The sequence below is a fragment of the Paenibacillus sp. TAB_01 genome, assembly GCF_043945595.1.
GTDB lineage: Bacteria > Bacillota > Bacilli > Paenibacillales > NBRC-103111 > Paenibacillus_S.
Window position 1 is genome coordinate 4377475 of sequence record NZ_JBIFNP010000001.1, and the last position, 20897, is coordinate 4398371.

The following is a 20897-nucleotide window of genomic DNA, read 5'->3' on the forward strand; positions in this document are numbered from 1 at the left end:
TCCCAATGCAGATAGCGCTTTCCCGCTCGCTGACTGCTTTCGATTGCCGGAACCTTTGCTGCTGCGTTTTGCCGCTTAAATGCATAAAGAGCCTCCACCTAAGCGGAGGCCGCTGTAAAACTTGCAGAGAGTACGGGATCACTCTTGTAGAAGCGTAAGCGTTCGCCTTTGTCCCTGGATTTCATCCGCTACAAGCGGAATATAATCAATGAAATACAGGGACATCAGCGATCGGAAGAATGTCCCGTGCTCCACAACGATGACTTTTTCAGCGGCCTCACCCAGAGGGGGGCTCTTCCCGAATGTCCTTTCCGTGATCCGCCGGTTAGACTCTAACCTGCTTAATAGCTTCTCTCATCTCATGCGTCATCCCGCTCAACGCTTCCGCGGAAGCCGCAATATGCCGGACCGCACTCAGCTGAATATCGGTCAGCTCCAATATTTTCTGCGTTTGCTCCGAGGAATCCTGGGCAATATCTGCGATGCCAATTACCGAAGCCGCCACTTCCTCGGAGCCGGCGGACATCTGCTCCGTCGCAGCCGAAATGTCCTGAATCTGCTCGGAGACATGCCGGAACCTGTCGACAACCTTTATCAAGCTATGCTCCGCTTCCTCTGTCAGCACGTTTCCTGTGCTTACTTCCTGAGCGCTTGTTTCCATCGCTTCGCTGATATGCAAAGTCTCCTGCTGAACATGCTGCAGCAGATCGGCGATTAACTGGGCGGATTCCGCCGCAGAATCTGCCAGCTTGCGCACTTCGCCTGCGACAACGGCAAACCCTGCCCCGTGCTCTCCGGCACGCGCCGCTTCGATGGATGCGTTAAGCGCCAGCAGCTTCGTCTGGTTGGAGATTTCCGTGATCGCATCCAGCGCGGCTTCCATCTCCTGTGAATAACCGTTCAGCACGGCTACCCGCTTGACGGCCTCCTCTGCAGCCGCGGCAATCGTGGTCATTTGGCGATTCATTTGACTGATCGTATTTTTGCCTTTTTCCGCATACTCCAGCGCTTGCAGCGAAGCATCGGAAACCGTCAGCGAGGCTTCGGATATTTTCTGAATAGCGAGCGTAATTTCTTCAATCGAGCGCCCGCTTTCCACTGTGGTTAAGCTCTGGGTATAAGCGCCTTCGGCCACGCGGCTCACCGCCGTATTGACCTTCGTATTCATTTCCAGCACCTGCCGGGCTTCGCTTGTGAAGCTGTCCGATGAAGTGACCAGCTGCTCGGAAGTAAGAGCAATATTGGATACTACCTTCCCGATCATCAGGTTCAGGCTGCCGGACATTTGAACCATCGCCTGATATACGGCGCCGATCTCGTCTTTGGATTGAATCGGGCGCTCGCGCAACAGCTTGTTCGCCTGCCCCAGCTCTCCGGCTGCAATTTGCTCGGCGCCGGCGACGATCCAGCGCAGCGGCCGCAGTGCCCGCACCAGCACCCAGGCGACAAGCGCAAGGCCGGCTAAGGTGAATGCAGCGAGCAGCAGGTAAAGCGGAACGTTGTCGCGGATCACATCGGAAGAGATTCGGCTTAACACAGCCGCATCCGTGTCAATCCCCAGCACGCCCATTACCGTTCCATCCGCCTTTTTGACAGGGGCATAGGCCGACACATATTGACCGTACTGCGGATTATCGATCACATCGGAGTTCGCTGTATCCCCTTTCAAAAGTTTTTGAACCGATTCGGCCGATATATCCGTCACTTCGTTGATGGGGGACGCGGAGTCCGAGTTTTTCGGCTGACCGTCGATCATGATTAAAGGACGGCCTTCTTCGTCGATCCGGACGAAATATACGTACAGTGCGCCGATTTGGGTGCGGAACGAATCCAGTTCTTCCCGGACGGACCAGTACAAGTCGTTTTCCTGCGGATCTTTCATAAATTGCCCCAGCTTGGATTTATCCATTTGCTGCGCGTAGCTGCTGGCCATGCGGATCCCGTACGCCGAGATAACCTCCTCGGCCGCTTTTCCCGTATTGCTGATTTGCAGGTAAAGATACCCTGCAGACATAACAAGGATAATGGCCATCACGGCTGCCGCCATTTTCACAGCCAAACGTTTTTTAAACCAGTTCCATCCATTCATATGTCTTCTGCCCCTTTAACATAAACCATTGGTTTTATTTCGACACTTCGAACATTTTCGACATAATCTTCCATTTTCCTCCCTTCTTCCCGGGTCTTATTCACTATTTTTTTGAATATTCCTCCTATTCGGCATGATTCCAGGGCCCTTATACTAAAATTTGCTTTGTGCTTCCCGGATGTATTATGCTTTTGGTAAGAATAATTTGATAGCCGCCTCAAAAAGGAGGAGTTACCCGTTGAATATGCTTCCGATGGAGCAATTCCGCAAGTTCAAGAATGAAATCACCCGTTTTCTGATGGATTACAAATTCGCATTGGATGCATTTGAGACCAAGATTGAAATTTTGAAAGAAGAATTTCAATTTTTTCATGACTATAATCCGATCGAGCATACCAAATCCCGGCTGAAATCACCGGAAAGCATTTTGAAAAAGGTATATAAAAAAGGCTGCGATCTCTCGCTGGAAGGCATCCGAACGCATATTAAAGATATTGCCGGCATGCGCATTACCTGCTCCTTTATCTCCGATATTTACCGGATCAGCGAGATGCTGCGTTCGCAAAGCGACCTCAAAATACTGGAAATCAAGGATTACATAAAAAATCCGAAGCCCAACGGCTATCAGAGCCTTCATCTCATTATTGAAATTCCCATCTATATGTCCGACCGGCATGAAAATGTGTGCATCGAGGTACAAATCCGCACCATTGCCATGGACTTCTGGGCAAGCCTGGAGCACAAAATTTATTACAAATACAATCAAGCCGTGCCGGCCCATCTGCTGCAGGAGCTGAAGGAAGCCTCCGAATCCGCCGCTGCGCTTGACAGGCAGATGGAGCGTCTGCATAAAGAGATCAGCGAAATCAAGGAAAGCCGGATGGAGGAAGAAGCCGAGGAAGCGATGCGGCGCATCAGCTTAAGCAATCAGCAGTTTCAGATTCCCGAAGCGCTGCTTCGGCTGGTGAGCGGCGTGGACAAGGATAGTTAGGCTGTAAAAGTATAGGAAAAGGGCCTGTTGAGTTACCGACAGGTCCTTTTTATCAACGCTACATCTTTTCTGGGGCAGGCATTCCAAGCGTTTCCAATGCATCCTTCATCGTGATCTGAAATTGTTTAGTGAGGTACAATCTAAATTTCTTCTTCTCTTCCTCTGCTTTTAAAATCGGACAAACACCATAGAAATGATTAAACAAGGCTGCCAGCTCAAATGCATACTGGCAAATCATATGCGGCATCAGCTCATTTCCTGCCTGCACGAGGGTATCCGGCCAATAGGCAATGTGCCTTAGCAGTGCATGCTCCTGATCTTCCAGCACGGGAAAATGATCCATATGCCCGCCGATATGGCCCTCTTGCGCCGCTTTAACCAGTACACTTGCTGATCTTGCGTAGGCATAGAGAAGATACACTCCCGAATTCCCGTTAATCTCCATCGCTTGCTGCATATCGAATATGACCTCAGTCTGTAAATGGTACTTTAACAAGTAATAACGAATCGCTGCCGTCGCCACGGTTACACTGGAAACGCCGTCCTGAGCAGTGCGCTTCTGGTCAATTACGGACACCATTTGATTCAATAAATCCGAAATCTTGATGCCTATTCCTTGGCGGCCTGACATGGCATAAGAGCTTTTCCCATCCGTAATAGATATTCCAAGCTGGGATGCAGACATAGGACTTAACGAAACCACCCCATAGCTCACATGACGCAGCTTACTCGCTTGATTTGTGTATCCCAGTCCTTCTAAGGCCTGCTTTACCATCATTTGAGGATACTGCTGTCTATGATCAATGACATTAATAACCATATCCGCCCTGCCAAATGGTTTAGCGCCTCCGGTCTTTGAAGTGGTATATAGTCCCTCAGAGAAAGGAGCATAGGTAAAGTCCTTTGCAATTAGACCGAATTTCCACAAATGATATGCAATATCTTTTGCTGTATAGGTCAGTATCCCGTTGGAACGGATTAATACTTTATCGTATCTATGCTCTGCTTCACCAAGCTTCGCTTCCCCTTCTTCGGAAACAGCCGGCGGCTTTAGAATCCAGCATCCGGCCAAAGCTCCTTCCGTTTCTTTAACGAAATACGAGGTTTTCTTGAGAAGCTCGTTCGCAGCATCCCAAAAGCCTTCGCGGACAATATTGCTTTCCCAGACGAGCAAATCGAAACGGATGCCGAACTTTCGCATTTCTTCTACGTGCTCACGAACTATTTTTTCCGCTACCAGCATCCCCAGCCAGGACAGGTTGCCATCGCCTTGTTCGAGGGAATGAAGCACATGGGTTCGCTGCTCCGCCAGATCGGGATCAGCCGAATAGGATTGATTCACCTTCGCATATACATCCCAACAAAAATCCCCGAATCTCGTATGTTCTCCCTTTATCTGCTCATGCAGTATTCCCACTACGGTATCCGCCAGCTGGTTCCCTAAATCGTCAATATAATTATGAACCTCCATCTGATAGCCTAAGCGCTTTAATATTCTAACCAGAGCATCTCCGATACAAGCATTTCTTAAATGCCCTATATGTGCGGATTTATTAGGATTAATCGAGGTATGCTCGATCAGCACCTTCTCCTTGGACGCAGTTGGAAGCTTGAAGGAGGCTCGAGACCATTTCTCCCAATCAATGAAAAAATTAATATATCCTGGGGAAACCACTTCGATATGACGGACTATCCCTTTCAGGACATCATTTTGCTCCAGCGATCCTTTTATCGAAAATGCTAACTGCATCGGTGCTTTTCGGAGGATTCTGGCGAGCTGCATGGCTATACTTGTCGAGTAGTCTCCATGCTCCAGCTTGGAAGGCCGTTCAAGCGATACCGAGATATTGTTTGCTTGTGAAGAAGACGTTTCTCCCAAAAGCTTGAATACAGCAGCTTCTACAGCCCTTGAAATTTCCCTGCTTAACATAACTGACATTCCTCCTTAAAATAATAAAAGCCCTCGTCTCCATAAGAGACGAAGGCTTAGGCATTCGCGGTACCACTCTTGTTGTCAAACTATGTTTGACCCCTTAACAGTTAACGGTTTTACCCGGCTCCTCTTACTCCAGTTCAGAGGGGCATCTCATGGGCCCGATTCATCTTGCTCCAGGTACCGGCTCACACCAACCCGGCTCGCTGCTTCTCTGGAACCAAACTACTTTCCCAATCTATGACATTTCCACATTATTCATTTTAAACTATTATAACCCAATTTCAGTTTTTTTCAACAACCTCTGGAGCACATCTTCCCAGTGCTCCTTCATGACTTCTCTCATCGCCGCATCGGCCAGATGCTCCTGGTGAAAGCTGACGGTGGTCTTCCCCGTTCCGGCCGGAATCAACCGGATCTGCATGGTGGAAGCCTTATGCCAGCCCGGCTTCCGCCAGGTGAGCCGGAGCTGCTGCTGCGGCTTGACGACCCGAATCTCTCCGGTAGCTCCGGATTCGGTTTCATAGGAGCGTTTCGGCTCCAGCTGAAGCTCCGCCCCTTCTCCAAGCCAGGAGCGGATGCCCTCCGGCGAAGTAATAGCTTCCCACGCTTCCTCGGGAGTAAGAGGCAGTGTACGCCTTACTCCGATTTGAAAACCGGCCGATTTCGTCTGTCCCGTAACTTTGGCTTCCATAGTTTTGATAATCTCCTTCCTAATCGTTCTATTAGGAATAGATTACCATATTATTAGCGCTCCATCATCTGTTCCCGTTTAGGCCCGACGGAGATATACCGGATCGGCACGCCGATGCAAGCCTCCAGGCGCAGCACATATTGCTTCGCGGCCTCGGGAAGCTCATCGAAGGAACGAGCTTGCGAAATGTCCGATTTCCAGCCCGGCATAGACTCCAGCACCGGCTTCGCCCCGTCCAGCTTGGCGCTTACCGGAAACTGCTCCGTCCGTTTTCCGTCCACGTCGTAAGCCGTACAAATCAGAATCTCATCCAGATAACCGAGCACATCCAGATTGGTCAGCGCAGCCTCCGTCGCCCCTTGCACCGCGCACCCGTAACGGCTGGCAACCGCATCGAACCATCCCATTCGCCGGGGCCGGCCGGTCAGCGCTCCGTATTCGCCGGCATCGCCGCCGCGCCGCCGCAGCTCATCCGCTTCCCGGTCCCGCCAGCTCGGTGACGAAGCGACCGGCCCCGACGCAGCTGGAGTACGCCTTGACCACGGCCACGACTCTGCGGATTTCATACGGCGGCACGCCCGCCCCGACCGCTGCGAAGCCGGCCAGCGTGGAGGAGGAGGTCGAGTAAGGATAAATGCCATGATCCGGGTCCTCAGCGCGCCCAGCTGCCCTTCGACAAGCACCTGCTCGCCTCGCTTCAATGCGGATTGAAGCAGGCTTGCCGTGTCGCACACAAAAGGCTTCAGCCGCTCCGCCAGCACAGCCAGCTCGTCCATGATGTCCGCAACCTGCAGAGGAGCTTGATGGTATAAATGCTGGGTCAGCACATTTTTGGCTTCAAGGGAGGCTTCCAGCCGCTTCCGCAGCCGGGCCCTGTCGTACAAATCCGCCGCCTGAATCCCCAGCTTGCTATATTTGTCCGCATAAAACGGCGCTATACCGGACTTCGTCGAGCCGAATTGCCGTACTCCCAGACGCTCTTCCTCCCAGGCATCCAACAGCTTATGATAAGGCATAACAAGCTGCACCCGGTCTGAAATCCGCAGAACCGGCTCAGGAACCCCTCTTGCTATAAGCCCTTCCCGCTCCCGCAGGAAATCGTCCGCATTGAACGCGACTCCCGGTCCGATAACATTGATGATACCGGGGTAAAATACGCCGGACGGCAAAATATGCAGCGCGAATTTGCCGAACTCGTTAATGATCGTATGACCTGCATTGCTCCCGCCTTGAAATCGAACGACAAAGCCGGACTCGGCAGCCAGCGCATCCGTAATTTTCCCTTTGCCTTCATCGCCCCAATTAGCCCCTACGATAGCCGTTATTCCCATAATTCCTCATCCCTTCGGTTGATTTCGGTTACGAATGTATTATATTCTGGAAATGGATATAAGAATAATGAATCGTTTTGATATTCGATATAAAACAAATTGATATCCAGGTTTGTTAGGGGGAACTTGCGGTGAATTTGGAATGGTATAAGGTTTTCTATCAAGCCGCGCTAACCGGAAGCTTGTCCAAGGCGGCCGAAGCGCTGTATATTACTCAGCCTGCGGTTACGCACTCTATCAAGCAGCTGGAGCAGCATTTGGGAGGCCAGCTGTTTTTCCGGACTTCCAAAGGAGTACAGCTGACGGAGGAAGGACGCGTCCTGTTTCGATATATCGAGCAGGCGTTCAACTTCATTACGACAGGAGAACAAAAGCTCGCAGAGCTTCATGATTTGATGAGCGGCGAAATCAAAATCGGCGCCGGCGACACGCTGTGCCGTCATTATTTGCTGCCTTATTTACAAAGCTTTCATGCCCGGTATCCCGACATTAAAATCCAGGTGACCAACCGGACGTCGCCGGAGACGATCAAGCTGCTCAAGGAAGGCCGAATCGATCTGGGCATCGTTCATTTACCGGTCCAGGAAGACCGCATCCATATTCGGGAAAGCCTCGTCATTCAGGACTGCTTTGCGGCCGGGGAAAGCTATCGCGAGCTGGAAGGCCGCCCTATCCCCCTATCTGAATTGAACCGGTTTCCGCTCATTTTATTGGAGCAGGGAAGCAGCACCCGTGCCTATATCGATGCGTACGCCGCCTCGCATGGGGTTACGTTAAAGCCCGAAATTGAGCTGGGCAGCATCGATTTGCTGGCCGAATTTGCCAAGACGGGGCTGGGCATTGCCTGCATTATTCAAAATTTTGCCGGGCCCGAGCTGAACGCAGGGGATGCCGGTCTTTTTGAGATCCGGCTGGAGCCGCCGATTCCTCCGAGAAAGGTCGGTATCGTCACATTGAAGGATGTGCCGCTGTCCGCCGCGGCCAAACGTTTTATAGACCGGCTGCTGGAAGCATAGACAAATATAAGCCCCTCGCAAGCTTCCTATGCTAGTTTATAACTCTATTTATCCTATTATATATTGTAATTTAAACAGGTATATCATATAATCGTTTTTACGACTATAGATGGAGTGACAGCAGAGTGACGCATAACGATGAGCATCGATTACATACACTAGGACAATTTTTGAAAAAGACCCGTACCCGGCTTACACCGGCCGCAGCCGGTATTTCCGTTACGGGCCGACGCAGGACGCCCGGCCTCCGCCGCGAGGAGGTGGCGCAGATCGCAGGCGTAAGCACCACCTGGTATACTTGGCTGGAGCAAGGGAGATCGATCCAGGTCTCCTCCCAGGTGCTGGAACGGGTCGCCACAGCGCTGCAGCTGAGTCCGGAGGAACGGAGCTATCTGTTTCTGCTGGCCAATCCGCAGGCCGCGGATATTTTTGCCGATCAGCCCGAGGCTATCCATCCCACCCTTCAGCGCATTCTGGATTATTTGAATCCCTGTCCCGCCTTTATCGCGGACCGCAGATGCAATATCGTAGGCTGGAACCAGGCGGCGGGAGCCATGCTCGGAAATATCGGCCCTCTGAGCCAGGAAGAACGTAACATCGTCTGGCTTTCTCTCATGAAGCAGGAATTAAGGGAGATCGTGGTCAACTGGGAAGATTTCGCCAACGACTTTATTTCCATACTTCGCAATTATTCCAGCCAATACCAGGGCGATCCCTGGTACCAGGAATTTATCGAGCACTGCGGAAGAATTCATCCCAAGTTTCACAGCCTGTGGCAGCATAATGATATCCGAACGCTTCCTAAAACCGTGCGTGAATTTAAGCACCCGCAAGTCGGAAGCATGCGCTTCGAAATTACTTCGTTTCAGGTGTATGCCCATGCGGATCTTCGGTGCTGTGTCTATACGCCTCTGCCCGATTCCGGAACCGAGGCCAAGATGAGAAAACTGCTGAAGCCGACAGCCGTTTCATAAAATGGCCCTCTGTACTTCTGCATTCATTCCCCGGGAAATAGCAAAGAGACCGCTTCTGGACGATCAAGAAGCGGTCTTTTTGTGCCTAAAGCCGCGTTTCCGCAGCAGGAAATAAGTGGTATATTACAGGTAACCGATTATTTTCTACCTATTTCATAAATAAAGGGGATCCGATTATGCCGTTATATCAGACCAAAGCCAAGAGAACTGCTTTAGAAGATCCATTGGCTGAACACGCCGCCCATTCCTCGAAAGCCAACGAGCTGTCTACTGCCGGCTCCCTATCCATGCCGGCCGGCAAACAAGCCGCTCTGCAGCTGCAGCGCACGCTTGGAAACCGCGCCACCGCCCAGTGGCTGCAGCGTTCGGCCAAGCCTGCCGCCGATTCGGCCTCTGGCATGGCTATTCAAAGAACCGTTGCGATAGGCGATACGGTATACGATTCCGGCAACATGAGAACCTTACTCGATCTCATCGGCCAAGAGATGAGCAAGAGCTATCCGACCGCCAAGGCGAAGCGAGGCCCGTTGCAGCTGATTCGAAGCGGCGGCCTGTATAACTTCCATACCATTCATGAAGTGATAGATTATATGATCGCCGATGAGGAACCGGCGCTGCAGCCCCAGCAGCAGGAACGGCCTGCCATGACGAAGTCTTACGGCGCCGAGCACGGCGACCTGCATTTTGGCGCTAAGCCTACCGTAAAGAAAGCCAAATCGGACCTTGGAGAAAGGCGATGCGCTCACACTGATGGAAGCCGAAATCGACAAGCACATGGACCGCTTGATTAACGAGTCCGACACGGAAGGCTGGACTTCCTGGTATATCGGCGGCGACGCCGGGGATATGATCGGCAACTCCGTAGCCGGCGCCGTATCCACCTTCTGCATTCAAGCGCAGGTGAATTTACAAGAAAATACGATCAGCTATCACGGATATCCGGATCAAAGACTGCTTAAAGTCGGCGCGGGCCGATCGAAAAGCACCATATCCTAACATCCCGCGGGACTAGCCCTCGGCCTCCTCGCCGTGATACCACAAGTGCCTCAGCTCTTCGCTCGTCTTCAGCAGCTCGTCGAGCGCTCCCTCGGCCTCGATCCGGCCGTCCTTCAGCACAATAATATGATCCGCATGCGCAAGCGCGGTCTTGCGGTGCGAGATGACAAGGCAGGTCGCCTCCCGCTGCTCGTACAGCCGCTCCCACAGCTTGCGCTCCGTCTCGACGTCCAGCGCGCTGGACAGGTCGTCGAAGACGAGCAGCTCGGCTTCCCGCACGAACATCCGGGCGGCTGCCGTCCGTTGGGCCTGCCCGCCGGACAGCTTGACGCCGCGGGGGCCGATCACCGTATCCAGGCCGTGCTGCAGCCGGCGGATATCGCCCTCCAGCACGGCGGAATGAATCGCCCCCTGAAGCCTGCTTCCCGCCGTTCCCTCTTCCATGCCCAGCAATATATTGCTGCGCAGCGTATCGCTGTACAGCCTCGGAACCTGGGGCGTATAGGCGCTGTGCGGCGGAATAAAGAAATCGCTCGGATCGGCAACCGGCTTTCCGTTCCATCGGATCACGCCTTCATTGGGAGGCAGCAAGCCGAGCAGCGTACCGGACCAAGGTCGTTTTTCCCGAGCCGATCCGGCCCGTAATGACGGTGAACGATCCCTTAGGAATATTCAGCGATATGTTCTCAATCCCTCTGCCCGTCTCCGGGTACCGGTAGCTAAGCCCCGCGACCTCCAGCCTCTGCAGCCGGTCTTCTTCAGATACAGCCCCTTGAACGGAACCGGCAGCCGCCTTACGGGCGAGAGCCGCTTCTTCCTCAACCTGCTTCGACCGCAAATACAGCGGGTTCGGCTCCACCATCTTGTTCTCATCCGTTCCCTGCAGCAGCTCGGCCAGCCTGACTTTGGCGACGGTGCACTGCTTGAAATAGGTTAGGAATTTCCCGAAGTTCTGAATGAATTGCGTGACGAAGGTCAAGTAATAGACGAACAAGGCGAAATCGCCGACAGAGAAGCTGCCGTCGCGCATCGATTGCGCCGCTAACAGCAGAATAAAGCCGGTGCCGATGTTGACCGTATTGGAGAACACCGCATCCAGCATCTGCGTCAGCAGCTGGTCCTTCAGCATCGCTTGCCGGCGGTTGTCGTTCAGCTTGCGGAACCGGTGAATGACACGGTCGTCCGCCCCGGCCACCTGGATGGACTGCACGGCGCTGAACATCTCGCTGATGGCCCCCGTTACTTGGCTCGTCGCTTCCCGGCTCGCTGCGCGGTATTTCTGCAGCAGTGTCGTCGACAGCTGGGCAATGGTCACGACGATAACCAGCGGAACGAATACCCACGTCGTCATCGCGGCGTTAATCTTGTATAAAATGGTAAAGGAGACCAGCGCAAAGCAGGTCATGCCGAGCGCGTCCACCGACCAGCTGATCGTTTCCTCCACCTGATCCACATCATCGCGGAAGCTGCTGATCGCTTCGCCCGGCGAGCAGGGAATCGCCTTCGCTCCCGGCTCCCTCAGTATATGGCTGAGTATATTTCTTCTCAGCAGGGCGCCGACCCGGAAACGGAATTGAACGTCCGTAATGAATCCCAGTATAATCAGCATCGCTCTGCCGAGCGCGGAGGCGATCAGCAGTATAATCAGGGTCGTAATACTGAACCTGTAGGCCGCCCCCCCGGACAGTGTATCGAAAAATTGCTTCGTGATCCATCCCGGCACGATAGGCGCCAAATAGATCAGCGTCCAGGCCAGCGCATTCAGCACGTAAAGCCCCGGCCGGTAACGCATCAGCTTCCACAGAAAAGTCCAGGTGCTCATGCCAGCATCTCCTCCATTCCGACCTGCAGCATCTGATAGTAACGTGAGCCGCTGTCCGCCGCCAGGCATATCCGCTCCCCATACTCTATCACCCGGCCCTGGTCCAGAATAAGAATCTCATCCGCGCGCTGGATGGTAGACAGCCTGTGAGCGATCACGATACAGGTTCGGTTGACCAGCAGCCGGCTGATGGCCTTTTCGATCTTTTGCTCGGTAGCCGGGTCGAGGCGCGACGAGGCTTCATCCATAATAATGAGCCCCGGATCCGACAGGAAGACGCGGGCAAAGGAGAGCAGCTGCGCTTCCCCGGCGGACACGCCGCCGCCCCCGGACTCCAGCTCGCTGTCGAGGCCGGCCGGCAGGGATTGAAGCCAATCTCCCAAGCCAAGCTCTTCCAGCACCGAAGCAATCCGGTCATCCGGGATCTCGTCGTCGAAAAACGTGAGATTGTCCCGGACCGTTCCTTGGAAAATCTCAATGTTCTGCGTCACCATGCCGACCCGGCTTCTTAAATCGCTGAGCGCGGCTGCTCGCAGATCGACGTGCTCCAGCAGGATGCCGCCTTCACGCGGGTCATAGAAGCGGAGCAGCAGCCGCGCAAGGGTCGTCTTGCCGCTCCCGGTGCGTCCCAGCACCCCAAGCACCTTGCCGCGCTGCAAGTGAAAATCGATGTCGTGCAGCGTCGTGCTGTTCTCCTCGTAGCCGAACTCTACGCCGTCGAAGGTCACCGATAACGGTCCCTTCGGAATCGGCTGCCCGATCCCGTCTTGAATCGCCGACTCGGTTTGCAGCAGCTCGCGGATTCGAACGATGCTGGCATCCGCTTTTTGCAGGTCTTCCATCTGCGTACGGATTTTTTCAATCGGCTTCGACATCAGCTCCGTGTAATAAAAGATCATATACACCGTACCGAGTGTGATAGAGCCCTGCTTCCACAAATAAGCGCTTAGCGCAAAGGCAACGGCATTGCCGATCGTGAACACGACCAGCGTTGTAATCCACATCGATGCCCAGCCGAAAAAGGCTTTGACCCTTATCGGCATCCATTCGCGGATCAGCTGGTAAAACCGGTGCATGACATAACCGGTCGCCCCGTTCGCGCGCGTATCCTCCGTCCCCTCCAAATGCTCGCCGAGGAAGCCGTAAAACTTCGAGCTCATCTGCCGCAGATTTCCCCAATGGGGCACCGCATATTGGCGGACATGCTGAATCGCGAGCATCGCCAGGACGACAAACAGCGTCATCCCCGCTCCAATCAGCCAGCCCTCGCGGAACAGCAGCACCAGCATGCCCGCGACCAGCAGCAGGTTGCTGAGCAGCGTAACGACGAAGTTCGAGAAGAAATTCGCCAGGTTGTTAATGTCGCCGTCAACCCGCTCAATAATAGCGCCGGAGGTATGCGACTTATGAAACGACATATCCAGCTTCATGCAGTGTGCCGCGACATCGCCCCGCAGCTTGTTCGTCGCGATCCATCCGACATTTTCCCCGATATAGGTAGCCGCCAGGTTCACACCCTGCTGCAGCAAGGATACGGCAATAAACAATCCGGCCGCATACAACAGCGGTGTCGTCGTGGCCTGCGTCTGCGCGGTATCTATAAAATACCGGATGATCTGCGGGTTCACCAGCTGCATAATAATTCCGGCGATCAAGAGAACCGATAGTCCCGCAATCGCTTTACGCAGCGGACGCAGATAGTTTTTCAGCAGTCCGGCATATTCCTGAACCGGTATTTTCCGGCTTTTCATCATCGTTGCAGCCCCCTTTTGCCTGACCGTCCATCCCGATCGATATGGAGCTTGCCTTAAGCAAACTCGTCTGACAGACGGCTCCCCGCCGGAACGGACAGCCCTCTATCCTTTATATTGTAAAAATTAAACATTACGGTACATGTAACTTTAGTGGATAGAGGAACGGACGTCAATGTATTTTTTGGATATAAAAGACCCTCTGTTATCGCTTCCAAAAGTAATGTATGGCTCCGCTTGTCCATGCTATAATAGGAGCAATTGTTGAACATAGGAGCCGTGTCTATGCCGTTTCGTTTCATTTATTTCGTGCGCTTTGCGCTCATTCTTCTCGCCGGAGCGATCTTCGCGCTCCTTCGGGCGTCCTCCACCGGAGACGAGATTGCCCGTACCCCGCTTCAGATCGACAGCTCCGAAACCGCCTGGACAAGCGAGGAGCTGAAACGCGACCCCAATATTATCGTCGTACTGAGCGAAGCGTTCTGGGACCCGACAGTCATCCAGGGGCTTACCTTCAGCCGGGCCCCGATCCCCACCTTCCATGCTCTTCAGGAAAAATATACGAACGGCTGGATGCTGTCCCCGCAGTTCGGAGGCGGAACGGCCAATGTAGAGCTCGAAGTGCTGACCGGCAATTCGATGCGTTTTCTTCCGGAGGATTCGATCGCCTATGAGCAGTATATCAAGCATGACGTCGATTCGATGGCCAGCATATTGGCAAGACAGGGCTATACCTCTACAGCCATCAGCCCGTTTTACAATTGGTATTTCGACAGCTCCAACGTTTACCGGCATTTCGGCTTTTCGCGTTTTATCAGCTTCGAATATTTCGATCCGAACGAGTATGTAGGGCCATATATCGGCGACCATGCCGTAGCCAAGCGCATTATTGAGGAAAACGAGCGAAGTTCGGGCCCGGATTTTATTTTTGCCAATACGATGGAAAATCACTATCATTATTGGCCGGGAAAATTCAAGAAGAATACGATCGACATTAAAGGCGATATGTCCGCCGAAGCGATAGGCATTCTCGAAACCTACGCACAGGGCGCGAACGGGGCCGATGCGATGCTGCAGGAGCTGGTGGAGCATTACAGCAGGGTGAAGGAGCCGACGATTCTCGTGTTTTTCGGCGACCACCTTCCTTCGCTGGAGAAGGAATTCGTTTACCGCGAGAGCAAATATATCAGCGGCGAGGACGATCCGGAATACCTGGAGAAAATGCACCACGTCCCCGTTCTCGTCTGGGACAATTATTTGAATCACGGCAAAGATTCGCTGCAGATCAGCCCTTCTTTCCTGAGCCCCTACATTCTGGAGCTCGCCCAAAAGCGCGGCAGCGCTTATACCGATTTTCTGCGCGAATTGTCCAAGAAGGTACCCGTCATTCCGCCTTCTTCTTATTACAGTGCCTACCATGTGAATGCAGCGGATTTATCGGAATACGAGCAGCGCCAGCAGCAGATTTTGTTCGGAGAGAGCAGCGCTCAGGAGGCGGCCAAGCCGCCGCTCGGCAAGGATCCGAATTTTATTTCGGGCTATGGCGATCCCGAGATTCGCTCCGTCAGCCCCGGGCAGCTTCCCGCAGGAGAAAGCAAGCTCGTCGCCGAGCTGAAAAAATCCGTTACCGTCACCGTCCACGGAGGTCGTTACGGCATTGCCAGCGCAGTCTTCGCCGACGGCAAGCCGCTGCAAACGACATGGGTAAGCGAGGATACTTTGTCTGCCGTCCTGCCCAAAGAGCTGTACACAGGCAAAACCGGCAGCCTGGAGCTGGACATCCGCGTCATCGACGAGAAGAACAACGTTCTGGGTCAATCCAAGCCGTATCCGCTTCCGATTGCCGATAAACAATAGCACAGCCTTAAGCGAAAACCAACCCGTTCTCCCCTTGGGAGCTGACAGGTTGGTTTTTCATTGGCCATTTTTGGATATACAAGTAGTATAAGAACGTTTAACAAGCCGCCGGCAAATTTTGACAAAACCATCAAATCGCGCCGAAACCGTCTACCCGCTGCGAATTTTGTAGAATCAAGCTTTATGATGCTCAGAAATGAGGGATGCCCTATGAGATTCGTCACCAAAACGAGATTGGACTACATGCAATCCCTGCTTAAAAGCGCGATTGAAGACACCAAGAAGCAGAAAGAAGCGCTGCATTTGCTTGAATCGATCGAAAGGGACATTGAAGAAAATTATGCCGAGATCCAGCGGCCGATCCGGCTTACCGGGAAGAATTAAACGCTCCGGCTTCCTCCGTGCGAGGAGGCCGGTTTTTTTTCATCGCCTGCTGGGTCATATAGATGCCGGACAAGATGAAAATAACGCCCAGCAGGTGGAACCCGTGAAACGATTCGCCCGTGAACCCCATCGCGAACACGGTGCTGAACATCGGAATCAGGTTCAAGAAACCGGCACAGCGCTGGGAACCGGCCAGCTCGATAGCCCGGTTCCAGGACAGAAAAGCGACGATCGAGGCGAACAGAGCGATATACAGCAGTCCCGCTGTAAACGGAAGGCTCCATTCGATCGGTCTGGAAACCGAGGCAAGCTCAATAGCTGACAAGGGAAGCATAAGCAGGAGCGCGGCGGCTACCTGCACCAGCAGGAGCGGACTTGCCGGGAACTTCCCTGCCGCCCGCTTCATGCCGACGGAATACAGCGCCCAGCACAATACGGCTAACAGCATCCACAGATCTCCCGGATTGAAGGAAAGGCTCAGCAGCGTCTCCGGCTGGCCATGCGCAATGATCCAGGCCACCCCGGCCATCGATACGATGATCCCGGGAATGGCCCTCCAAGCGATACGCTCTCCGAGCATCAGCCAGGACAGCAGCACGACCAGGATCGGCGTCGCCGAATTCATCAGGGAGGCATTGATCGAGCTGGTGTACTGCACGGCGACATAGGTCAGCGTATTAAAGCCGGCGACGCCCGTCACGGCAAGGAAAACGACGGTTTTCCAATGGCGCCGCACATCCGAACGCAGCTTCCAGGCCTCCTTCCCGTAAATCGGCGCAAGCACGGCAAAAGCGATGCACCAGCGTAGAGCGGCCAAGGTAATCGGCGGCATATGGGTCACCAGAACCTTGCCGGCGACAAAATTGCCTCCCCAAATACAGGTGGCGAGAATAAGCAGCACGTAGGGCGAGTTACGGATCATCGGACGCATCCTTTCCTATGGATTCCTATCCGGCTGCAGCATATGTTCAGCCACACCAAGAAGGGCTTCAGCTATCGAAGCCCTCCCGTTTTAGGATACACCCGCGTCGCGGAAATTGCCATCCCGTATATTTATTTTAGCTCTAGCGAATATGAGCCAGCACCGCCTCGACGTCCTCCCGCTTCATATCCTCCTCCCCGGCGAAGGTCACTACCGCATCCAGCAGCTGCTGCGCCCGCGCCGGGTCGAGCCGCTGATCGTAGTAGCCGAAGTAGCCGGTTGGCGGCTGCTGCTGCATCCTCTCGATATAATGGTATATTTCCGGCTGCGTATCCGGCTTCGATACCGGCAGCCCGCGCATCGGCGATTGGATGCCGGTCGCTTCGGTAAACATTTGCCGCTGCTCCCGGCTCATCATAAAAGCCAGCACCTCGAATGCGGCCTGCTTGTCGCTGTTCGCCGAAACGGCGAAGCCTGTGGCATAACCGCCGTAAAAGCTTGCGCTCTCGCCTGTTTTCGGCCTCGTCCCGGCATTCTCCTTCTCCCGCTGCGGCTCTTCCCCGCTGCCCGTCTCCGGCTTATTGCCGCCGGCCTTCATAACGGGAAAAGGAAAATAACCGATAGGATCTCTCTGCGTAACGGTGTCCAGCAGCTTGCCTGCCGCCCAGTCCCCCTGCAGATACATCGCGGTCTGGCCGGAGAGGAACGATTTCTCCGCCTCATTGATGTCCATGCCGAGAAAAGAGGACGGGAACGCTTTTTTCTTCACCAGCTCATGGAACCGCAGACCCGCCTCCACAAAGCTCGGATCGGTGAAATCGCCGTCCCGCGTCAGCACCCGCTCAAACGGCTCCTCCCCTCCCAGCCGCTGGGACAAGTAGGCGAACCAGTGCAGCAGAGGCCAGCGTTCCTTGCCGGCGACAGAGATAGGGGTAATATGGCGGGACGATAACGTCTGGACGATCTCCAGCAGCTGATCCCAGCTGGTCGGGACTTGCAGATGCTGCGCCTCGAACAGGGTGCGGTTATACCAGAACAGCACATGCGACACCGCATTGGGCAGCCCGTAGATGCTCCCGTCAAATGTGGAGCTTTCCAGCGCCTCCGGCACGAATTGGCTCTCCAGCTCCGGCGCCTGCTTAAGCAGAGGAGTCAAATCCGCGACGACCTTGGACTCGACCATTTGCTTGAAGCCTTCCCCTGTCCAGTAGTAGAAGACATCGGGCATATTGCCGGAGACCATTGCTACCCGGAGTTTATTTTTATAAGCTTCGGTTTCATAAAAATACGGCACAATCTGCACCCGCTCATGCGACTCGTTAAAGGTGCGGATCGTTTCCTGCAGTACCGTCTGCCGCGGGTCCTTCGTTTCCTGGGCCCACAGCGTCACCTTGACCGGCGGAGCCGTCTCCCGTTCCCCGCCGTTGACTGCGGAGGGAGCAAGATACGTCCCGCAGCCCGACGTCAGCAGCATCAGCCCTGCCACGAGCCATCCCATCAGCAGCAAGCGCATCATCCTTACCAGCCGCCTTTCAGCCTTATTTGGTGTCATCCCTCAGATCGTTGCGGTAATGGTTCGGCGTCATGCCCTCCACATCGCGAAACACTTGCACGAAATATTTGGAGGACGAGAAGCCGACCTCCTCGGCAATTTCGTATATCTTTTTATCTGTCTGCAAAAGCAGCCCCTTCGCGCGGATCAGCCGCAGCCGGTTTACAAATTCGCTGAACGTCTGATGCGTCTCTTCCTTGAACAAGCTGGACGTGTAGCTCGGGTTCAGGTGAATCGACTCGGCAACATCCTTGATGCTGAGGGACGGCCGCGACAGCTCGGCCTGAATATATTCCAGCGCGCTGCGGATCGATGCATTGCGCACCTTTGGAATAAACGCTTCCTCTTCGCTCTCGGGCAGGGGCTCCTGCTCCTCGTGCCGCAGACGTTTCTTCACAATAGCCATCGCGTCCTGCACGGCTTGCACCAGGCCGTCATGATCCACCGGCTTGAGAATATAATTGACGGCGCCCAGCTGCATGGCGGACCGGGCGTATTCGAATTCGGCATAGCCGGTCAGCAGAATGGAAACCGTGTCCCGCTGCTCCGATTTGAGCTGCTTCAGCAAATCAATCCCGTTCAAGCCGGGCATCCGGATATCTGTAATCAGCAGATCGACGTGCTGCTTTCTTGCATATTCCAAAGCTTCCAGCCCATTGACGGCCGCATGAATCTGCCACTCTCCCTGCGAGCACTGCTGCAGAGAGCTCAGTATGCCTCTGCGTGTAGGAAGCTCATCCTCCGCGATCAACACGTTCACTCTCATCCAACTCCTTATATGGAAGATAGAGATTGATTTCGGTGCCTTGTCCTCTGCGACTGGACCATGTAAGCTCCCCTTCATCCCCGTAATACAGCTTGATGCGGGATTGAATATTGGTTAAACCGATACCGGAGCCTGTTGTGCGTAAAGAGCGGACCGTTGACAGCCTGTCGGTCAAACGGGCCGCTTCTTCGTCCGTCATTCCTTCGCCGTTGTCCTTGACCTGAATGTGGAGCACGGCATGACCGCCGCGCTGCCCTGCGCGCAGCCCGATTTGAATGCAGCCCCCCTGTACCTTAGGCTCGATTCCGTGCTGAATCGCATTCTCAACCAAGGGCTGAATCAGCAGCTTCGGCAGCTTTAACCTCTGAACCGACGGATCAGCTTCAATGTCCCAGCTCAGCCGGTCGCCGAGCCGGAATTTCATAATTTCCAGATAACGCTTACAATGCTCCGCTTCATGAACCAGCTCCGTCCAATCGTCGCTGTCGGCCTGCTTAATCGAATAGCGGAACAGCTTGGATAAATGAATAATAATTTCCGCGCTCTCATTCTCATCCTTGTCCCGCAGGGTCCAATATAACGATTCGAGCGTATTGAACAAAAAGTGGGGATGGATTTGCGCCTGCAGCATTTTAATTTCCGCCTGATTTTTCAGGCGTTCTTTTTCGTAAACGGTTTCAATCAAATGATGCAGCTCCCGCACCAGCTTGTTGTAAGCCGTATTCAGATCGTTCATCTCATAATTGAAATAAGTAACGGTATTCGGCTCGGGCAGCGATACGTTCTTGCGCATTTTAGCGCGCAGATGAGCGATCGGCCTCGTGATCAGCCGGGACAGCGGCCACACCAGAACGAGACAGACGAGCAGCCCTACCAGCATCGCAATCAGCAAAATTTGCTTGAGCACACTGGATTTCTCTTCGATAGTGCTCAGCGGCACCAAAATATGGATCGACCAATTGAACTGGCGCGATTGTTCAATAATGTGCAGGTATTGGCTTCCGCGAATCCGGACGATCGGATAAATCGTTCCCGTATCCGTAGACTCCACCACGTTTAAGTTGCGGTTCTCCAATAAAGACGGGTCCGTAGAGGCGACGAGCAGATTGTTATGGTCGTACAGATGCATGCTGCTGCCCTTAATGGAAGAGTATTCCTCGTTAAAAAAGTCCACCAGCGATTTCATCACCCGGATGACCAAATAACCGCCTGTTGCCAGATGATCCTGTTCGAGCCGGACAGACCTGACCGCAAGCAGCACTTCGCTGTCCTTGGGATCGGTTCCGACGAATACGAGCTGCCCTGCCTTCAGCTTGCTTAAGGTGGACGGGTCATCGCCGATAATAGCAGAGATCGGTGTATTTTCCAATGGGTACAGCGGCTCATGCATGGAGTACAGGTCAATCCCTTTGATGATCCAGGAGAAGGCCGCCATCTGATCGATAATCGGGCGAACAGACAGCTTCTGGTCGATCGGAATAAGCAGGCCCTGCTTCGATTTCAGCAGCAAGGACTGAATTCTTGAATCCATAACCACCTGCAGGGTCAGAACGTCCACCTGGGACAGGACGGCGTCGACCCTCGCGCTGGCCTGCTTGGCGGTCTCCCCCACATAGCCCTCCGTATTCTGAATGAACAAATCGGTTGTCGATTTGTACAGCATGCCTCCAGCCGTCGAGATGACCACCGTCATAACCAGCAGGAAGCCGAGCAGGATCTGTACCCGTGTACGGTTCAAGTGAAGCCGGTCTACGATTCTTGGCATGAGGTCTCCTTCTACGCTGCTTTTCTTACCATCAATATACCGTAATAATAGAAA

At 53.8% G+C, this 20897-nt stretch carries 16 protein-coding genes, 1 pseudogene and 1 other annotated feature; of the genes and pseudogenes, 7 read left to right on the top strand and 10 right to left on the bottom strand.

Annotation, left to right across the window (positions count from 1 at the left end; translation table 11 throughout):
* Positions 1–325: 325 nt before the first annotated feature.
* Positions 326–2089 (bottom strand): methyl-accepting chemotaxis protein, encoded by a 1764-nt coding sequence (locus ACHHV8_RS21390; RefSeq protein ID WP_395161382.1) that lies wholly within the window; start codon positions 2087–2089, stop codon positions 326–328.
* A 244-nt stretch (positions 2090–2333) separates the two neighbouring features.
* Here ACHHV8_RS21390 and ACHHV8_RS21395 point away from each other — a divergent pair, with 244 nt between their 5' ends.
* Positions 2334–3080, top strand: a complete 747-nt coding sequence (locus tag ACHHV8_RS21395) for a GTP pyrophosphokinase (protein WP_395163582.1) — start codon at positions 2334–2336, stop codon at positions 3078–3080.
* 58 nt (positions 3081–3138) lie between these two features.
* Here ACHHV8_RS21395 and ACHHV8_RS21400 read toward each other — a convergent pair whose 3' ends face one another.
* The 3 genes from ACHHV8_RS21400 to ACHHV8_RS21410 all read right to left on the bottom strand — a co-directional run bounded on the left by ACHHV8_RS21400 (position 3139) and on the right by ACHHV8_RS21410 (position 7038).
* Positions 3139–5010 (bottom strand): arginine--tRNA ligase, encoded by a 1872-nt coding sequence (locus ACHHV8_RS21400; protein WP_395161384.1) that lies wholly within the window; start codon positions 5008–5010, stop codon positions 3139–3141.
* 41 nt (positions 5011–5051) lie between these two features.
* Positions 5052–5263: a binding site (T-box leader), on the bottom strand.
* 21 nt (positions 5264–5284) lie between these two features.
* On the bottom strand, positions 5285–5707 hold the full coding sequence (locus tag ACHHV8_RS21405) for an SRPBCC family protein (protein ID WP_395161386.1): 423 nt from the start codon (positions 5705–5707) through the stop codon (positions 5285–5287).
* Positions 5708–5760: 53 nt separating this feature from the next.
* Complete coding sequence (locus ACHHV8_RS21410; protein WP_483874885.1) at positions 5761–7038, bottom strand: adenylosuccinate synthetase; 1278 nt, start codon at positions 7036–7038, stop codon at positions 5761–5763.
* A gap of 131 nt (positions 7039–7169) precedes the next feature.
* On the opposite strand from ACHHV8_RS21410, the gene ACHHV8_RS21415 reads away from it, so the two are divergent.
* The 4 genes from ACHHV8_RS21415 (at position 7170) to ACHHV8_RS21430 (ending at position 10024) form a co-directional block, all read left to right on the top strand.
* On the top strand, positions 7170–8054 hold the full coding sequence (locus tag ACHHV8_RS21415; protein WP_395161388.1) for a LysR family transcriptional regulator: 885 nt from the start codon (positions 7170–7172) through the stop codon (positions 8052–8054).
* 125 nt (positions 8055–8179) lie between these two features.
* Complete coding sequence (locus ACHHV8_RS21420) at positions 8180–9028, top strand: helix-turn-helix transcriptional regulator (protein ID WP_395161390.1); 849 nt, start codon at positions 8180–8182, stop codon at positions 9026–9028.
* 176 nt (positions 9029–9204) lie between these two features.
* The gene (locus ACHHV8_RS21425; RefSeq protein WP_395161392.1) at positions 9205–9819 is read left to right on the top strand and encodes a hypothetical protein; all 615 of its coding nucleotides are present in this window, start codon (positions 9205–9207) and stop codon (positions 9817–9819) included.
* A complete protein-coding gene (locus ACHHV8_RS21430; RefSeq protein ID WP_395161394.1) occupies positions 9779–10024 on the top strand; it encodes a hypothetical protein in 246 nt (81 codons plus the stop codon). Before ACHHV8_RS21425 ends, ACHHV8_RS21430 begins: the two co-directional genes overlap by 41 nt.
* Positions 10025–10036: 12 nt before the next feature.
* Here the strand turns inward: ACHHV8_RS21430 and ACHHV8_RS21435 are convergent.
* Both ACHHV8_RS21435 and ACHHV8_RS21440 read right to left on the bottom strand, forming a co-directional pair.
* Positions 10037–11846, bottom strand: a pseudogene (locus tag ACHHV8_RS21435) (ABC transporter ATP-binding protein).
* The gene (locus ACHHV8_RS21440) at positions 11843–13600 is read right to left on the bottom strand and encodes an ABC transporter ATP-binding protein (protein ID WP_395161396.1); all 1758 of its coding nucleotides are present in this window, start codon (positions 13598–13600) and stop codon (positions 11843–11845) included. Before ACHHV8_RS21440 ends, ACHHV8_RS21435 begins: the two are co-directional and overlap by 4 nt.
* Before the next feature lie 282 nt (positions 13601–13882).
* Here ACHHV8_RS21440 and ACHHV8_RS21445 point away from each other — a divergent pair, with 282 nt between their 5' ends.
* Together ACHHV8_RS21445 and ACHHV8_RS21450 are read left to right on the top strand one after the other, a co-directional pair.
* Positions 13883–15454 carry an LTA synthase family protein gene (locus ACHHV8_RS21445; protein WP_395161398.1) on the top strand — a complete coding sequence of 524 codons (1572 nt, stop codon included), beginning with the start codon at positions 13883–13885 and terminating at the stop codon, positions 15452–15454.
* Between the two features lie 210 nt (positions 15455–15664).
* Positions 15665–15838 carry a hypothetical protein gene (locus ACHHV8_RS21450; protein ID WP_395161400.1) on the top strand — a complete coding sequence of 58 codons (174 nt, stop codon included), beginning with the start codon at positions 15665–15667 and terminating at the stop codon, positions 15836–15838.
* Here the strand turns inward: ACHHV8_RS21450 and ACHHV8_RS21455 are convergent.
* The 4 genes from ACHHV8_RS21455 to ACHHV8_RS21470 all read right to left on the bottom strand — a co-directional run bounded on the left by ACHHV8_RS21455 (position 15822) and on the right by ACHHV8_RS21470 (position 20843).
* A complete protein-coding gene (locus ACHHV8_RS21455) occupies positions 15822–16760 on the bottom strand; it encodes a DMT family transporter (protein WP_395161402.1) in 939 nt (312 codons plus the stop codon). The two genes, ACHHV8_RS21450 and ACHHV8_RS21455, sit on opposite strands and share 17 nt — an antisense overlap.
* A gap of 142 nt (positions 16761–16902) precedes the next feature.
* The gene (locus tag ACHHV8_RS21460) at positions 16903–18276 is read right to left on the bottom strand and encodes an ABC transporter substrate-binding protein (protein ID WP_395161404.1); all 1374 of its coding nucleotides are present in this window, start codon (positions 18274–18276) and stop codon (positions 16903–16905) included.
* Positions 18277–18298: 22 nt separating this feature from the next.
* On the bottom strand, positions 18299–19072 hold the full coding sequence (locus tag ACHHV8_RS21465) for a response regulator transcription factor (protein ID WP_395161406.1): 774 nt from the start codon (positions 19070–19072) through the stop codon (positions 18299–18301).
* The gene (locus tag ACHHV8_RS21470) at positions 19047–20843 is read right to left on the bottom strand and encodes a sensor histidine kinase (RefSeq protein ID WP_395161408.1); all 1797 of its coding nucleotides are present in this window, start codon (positions 20841–20843) and stop codon (positions 19047–19049) included. Before ACHHV8_RS21470 ends, ACHHV8_RS21465 begins: the two co-directional genes overlap by 26 nt.
* Positions 20844–20897 lie beyond the last annotated feature (54 nt).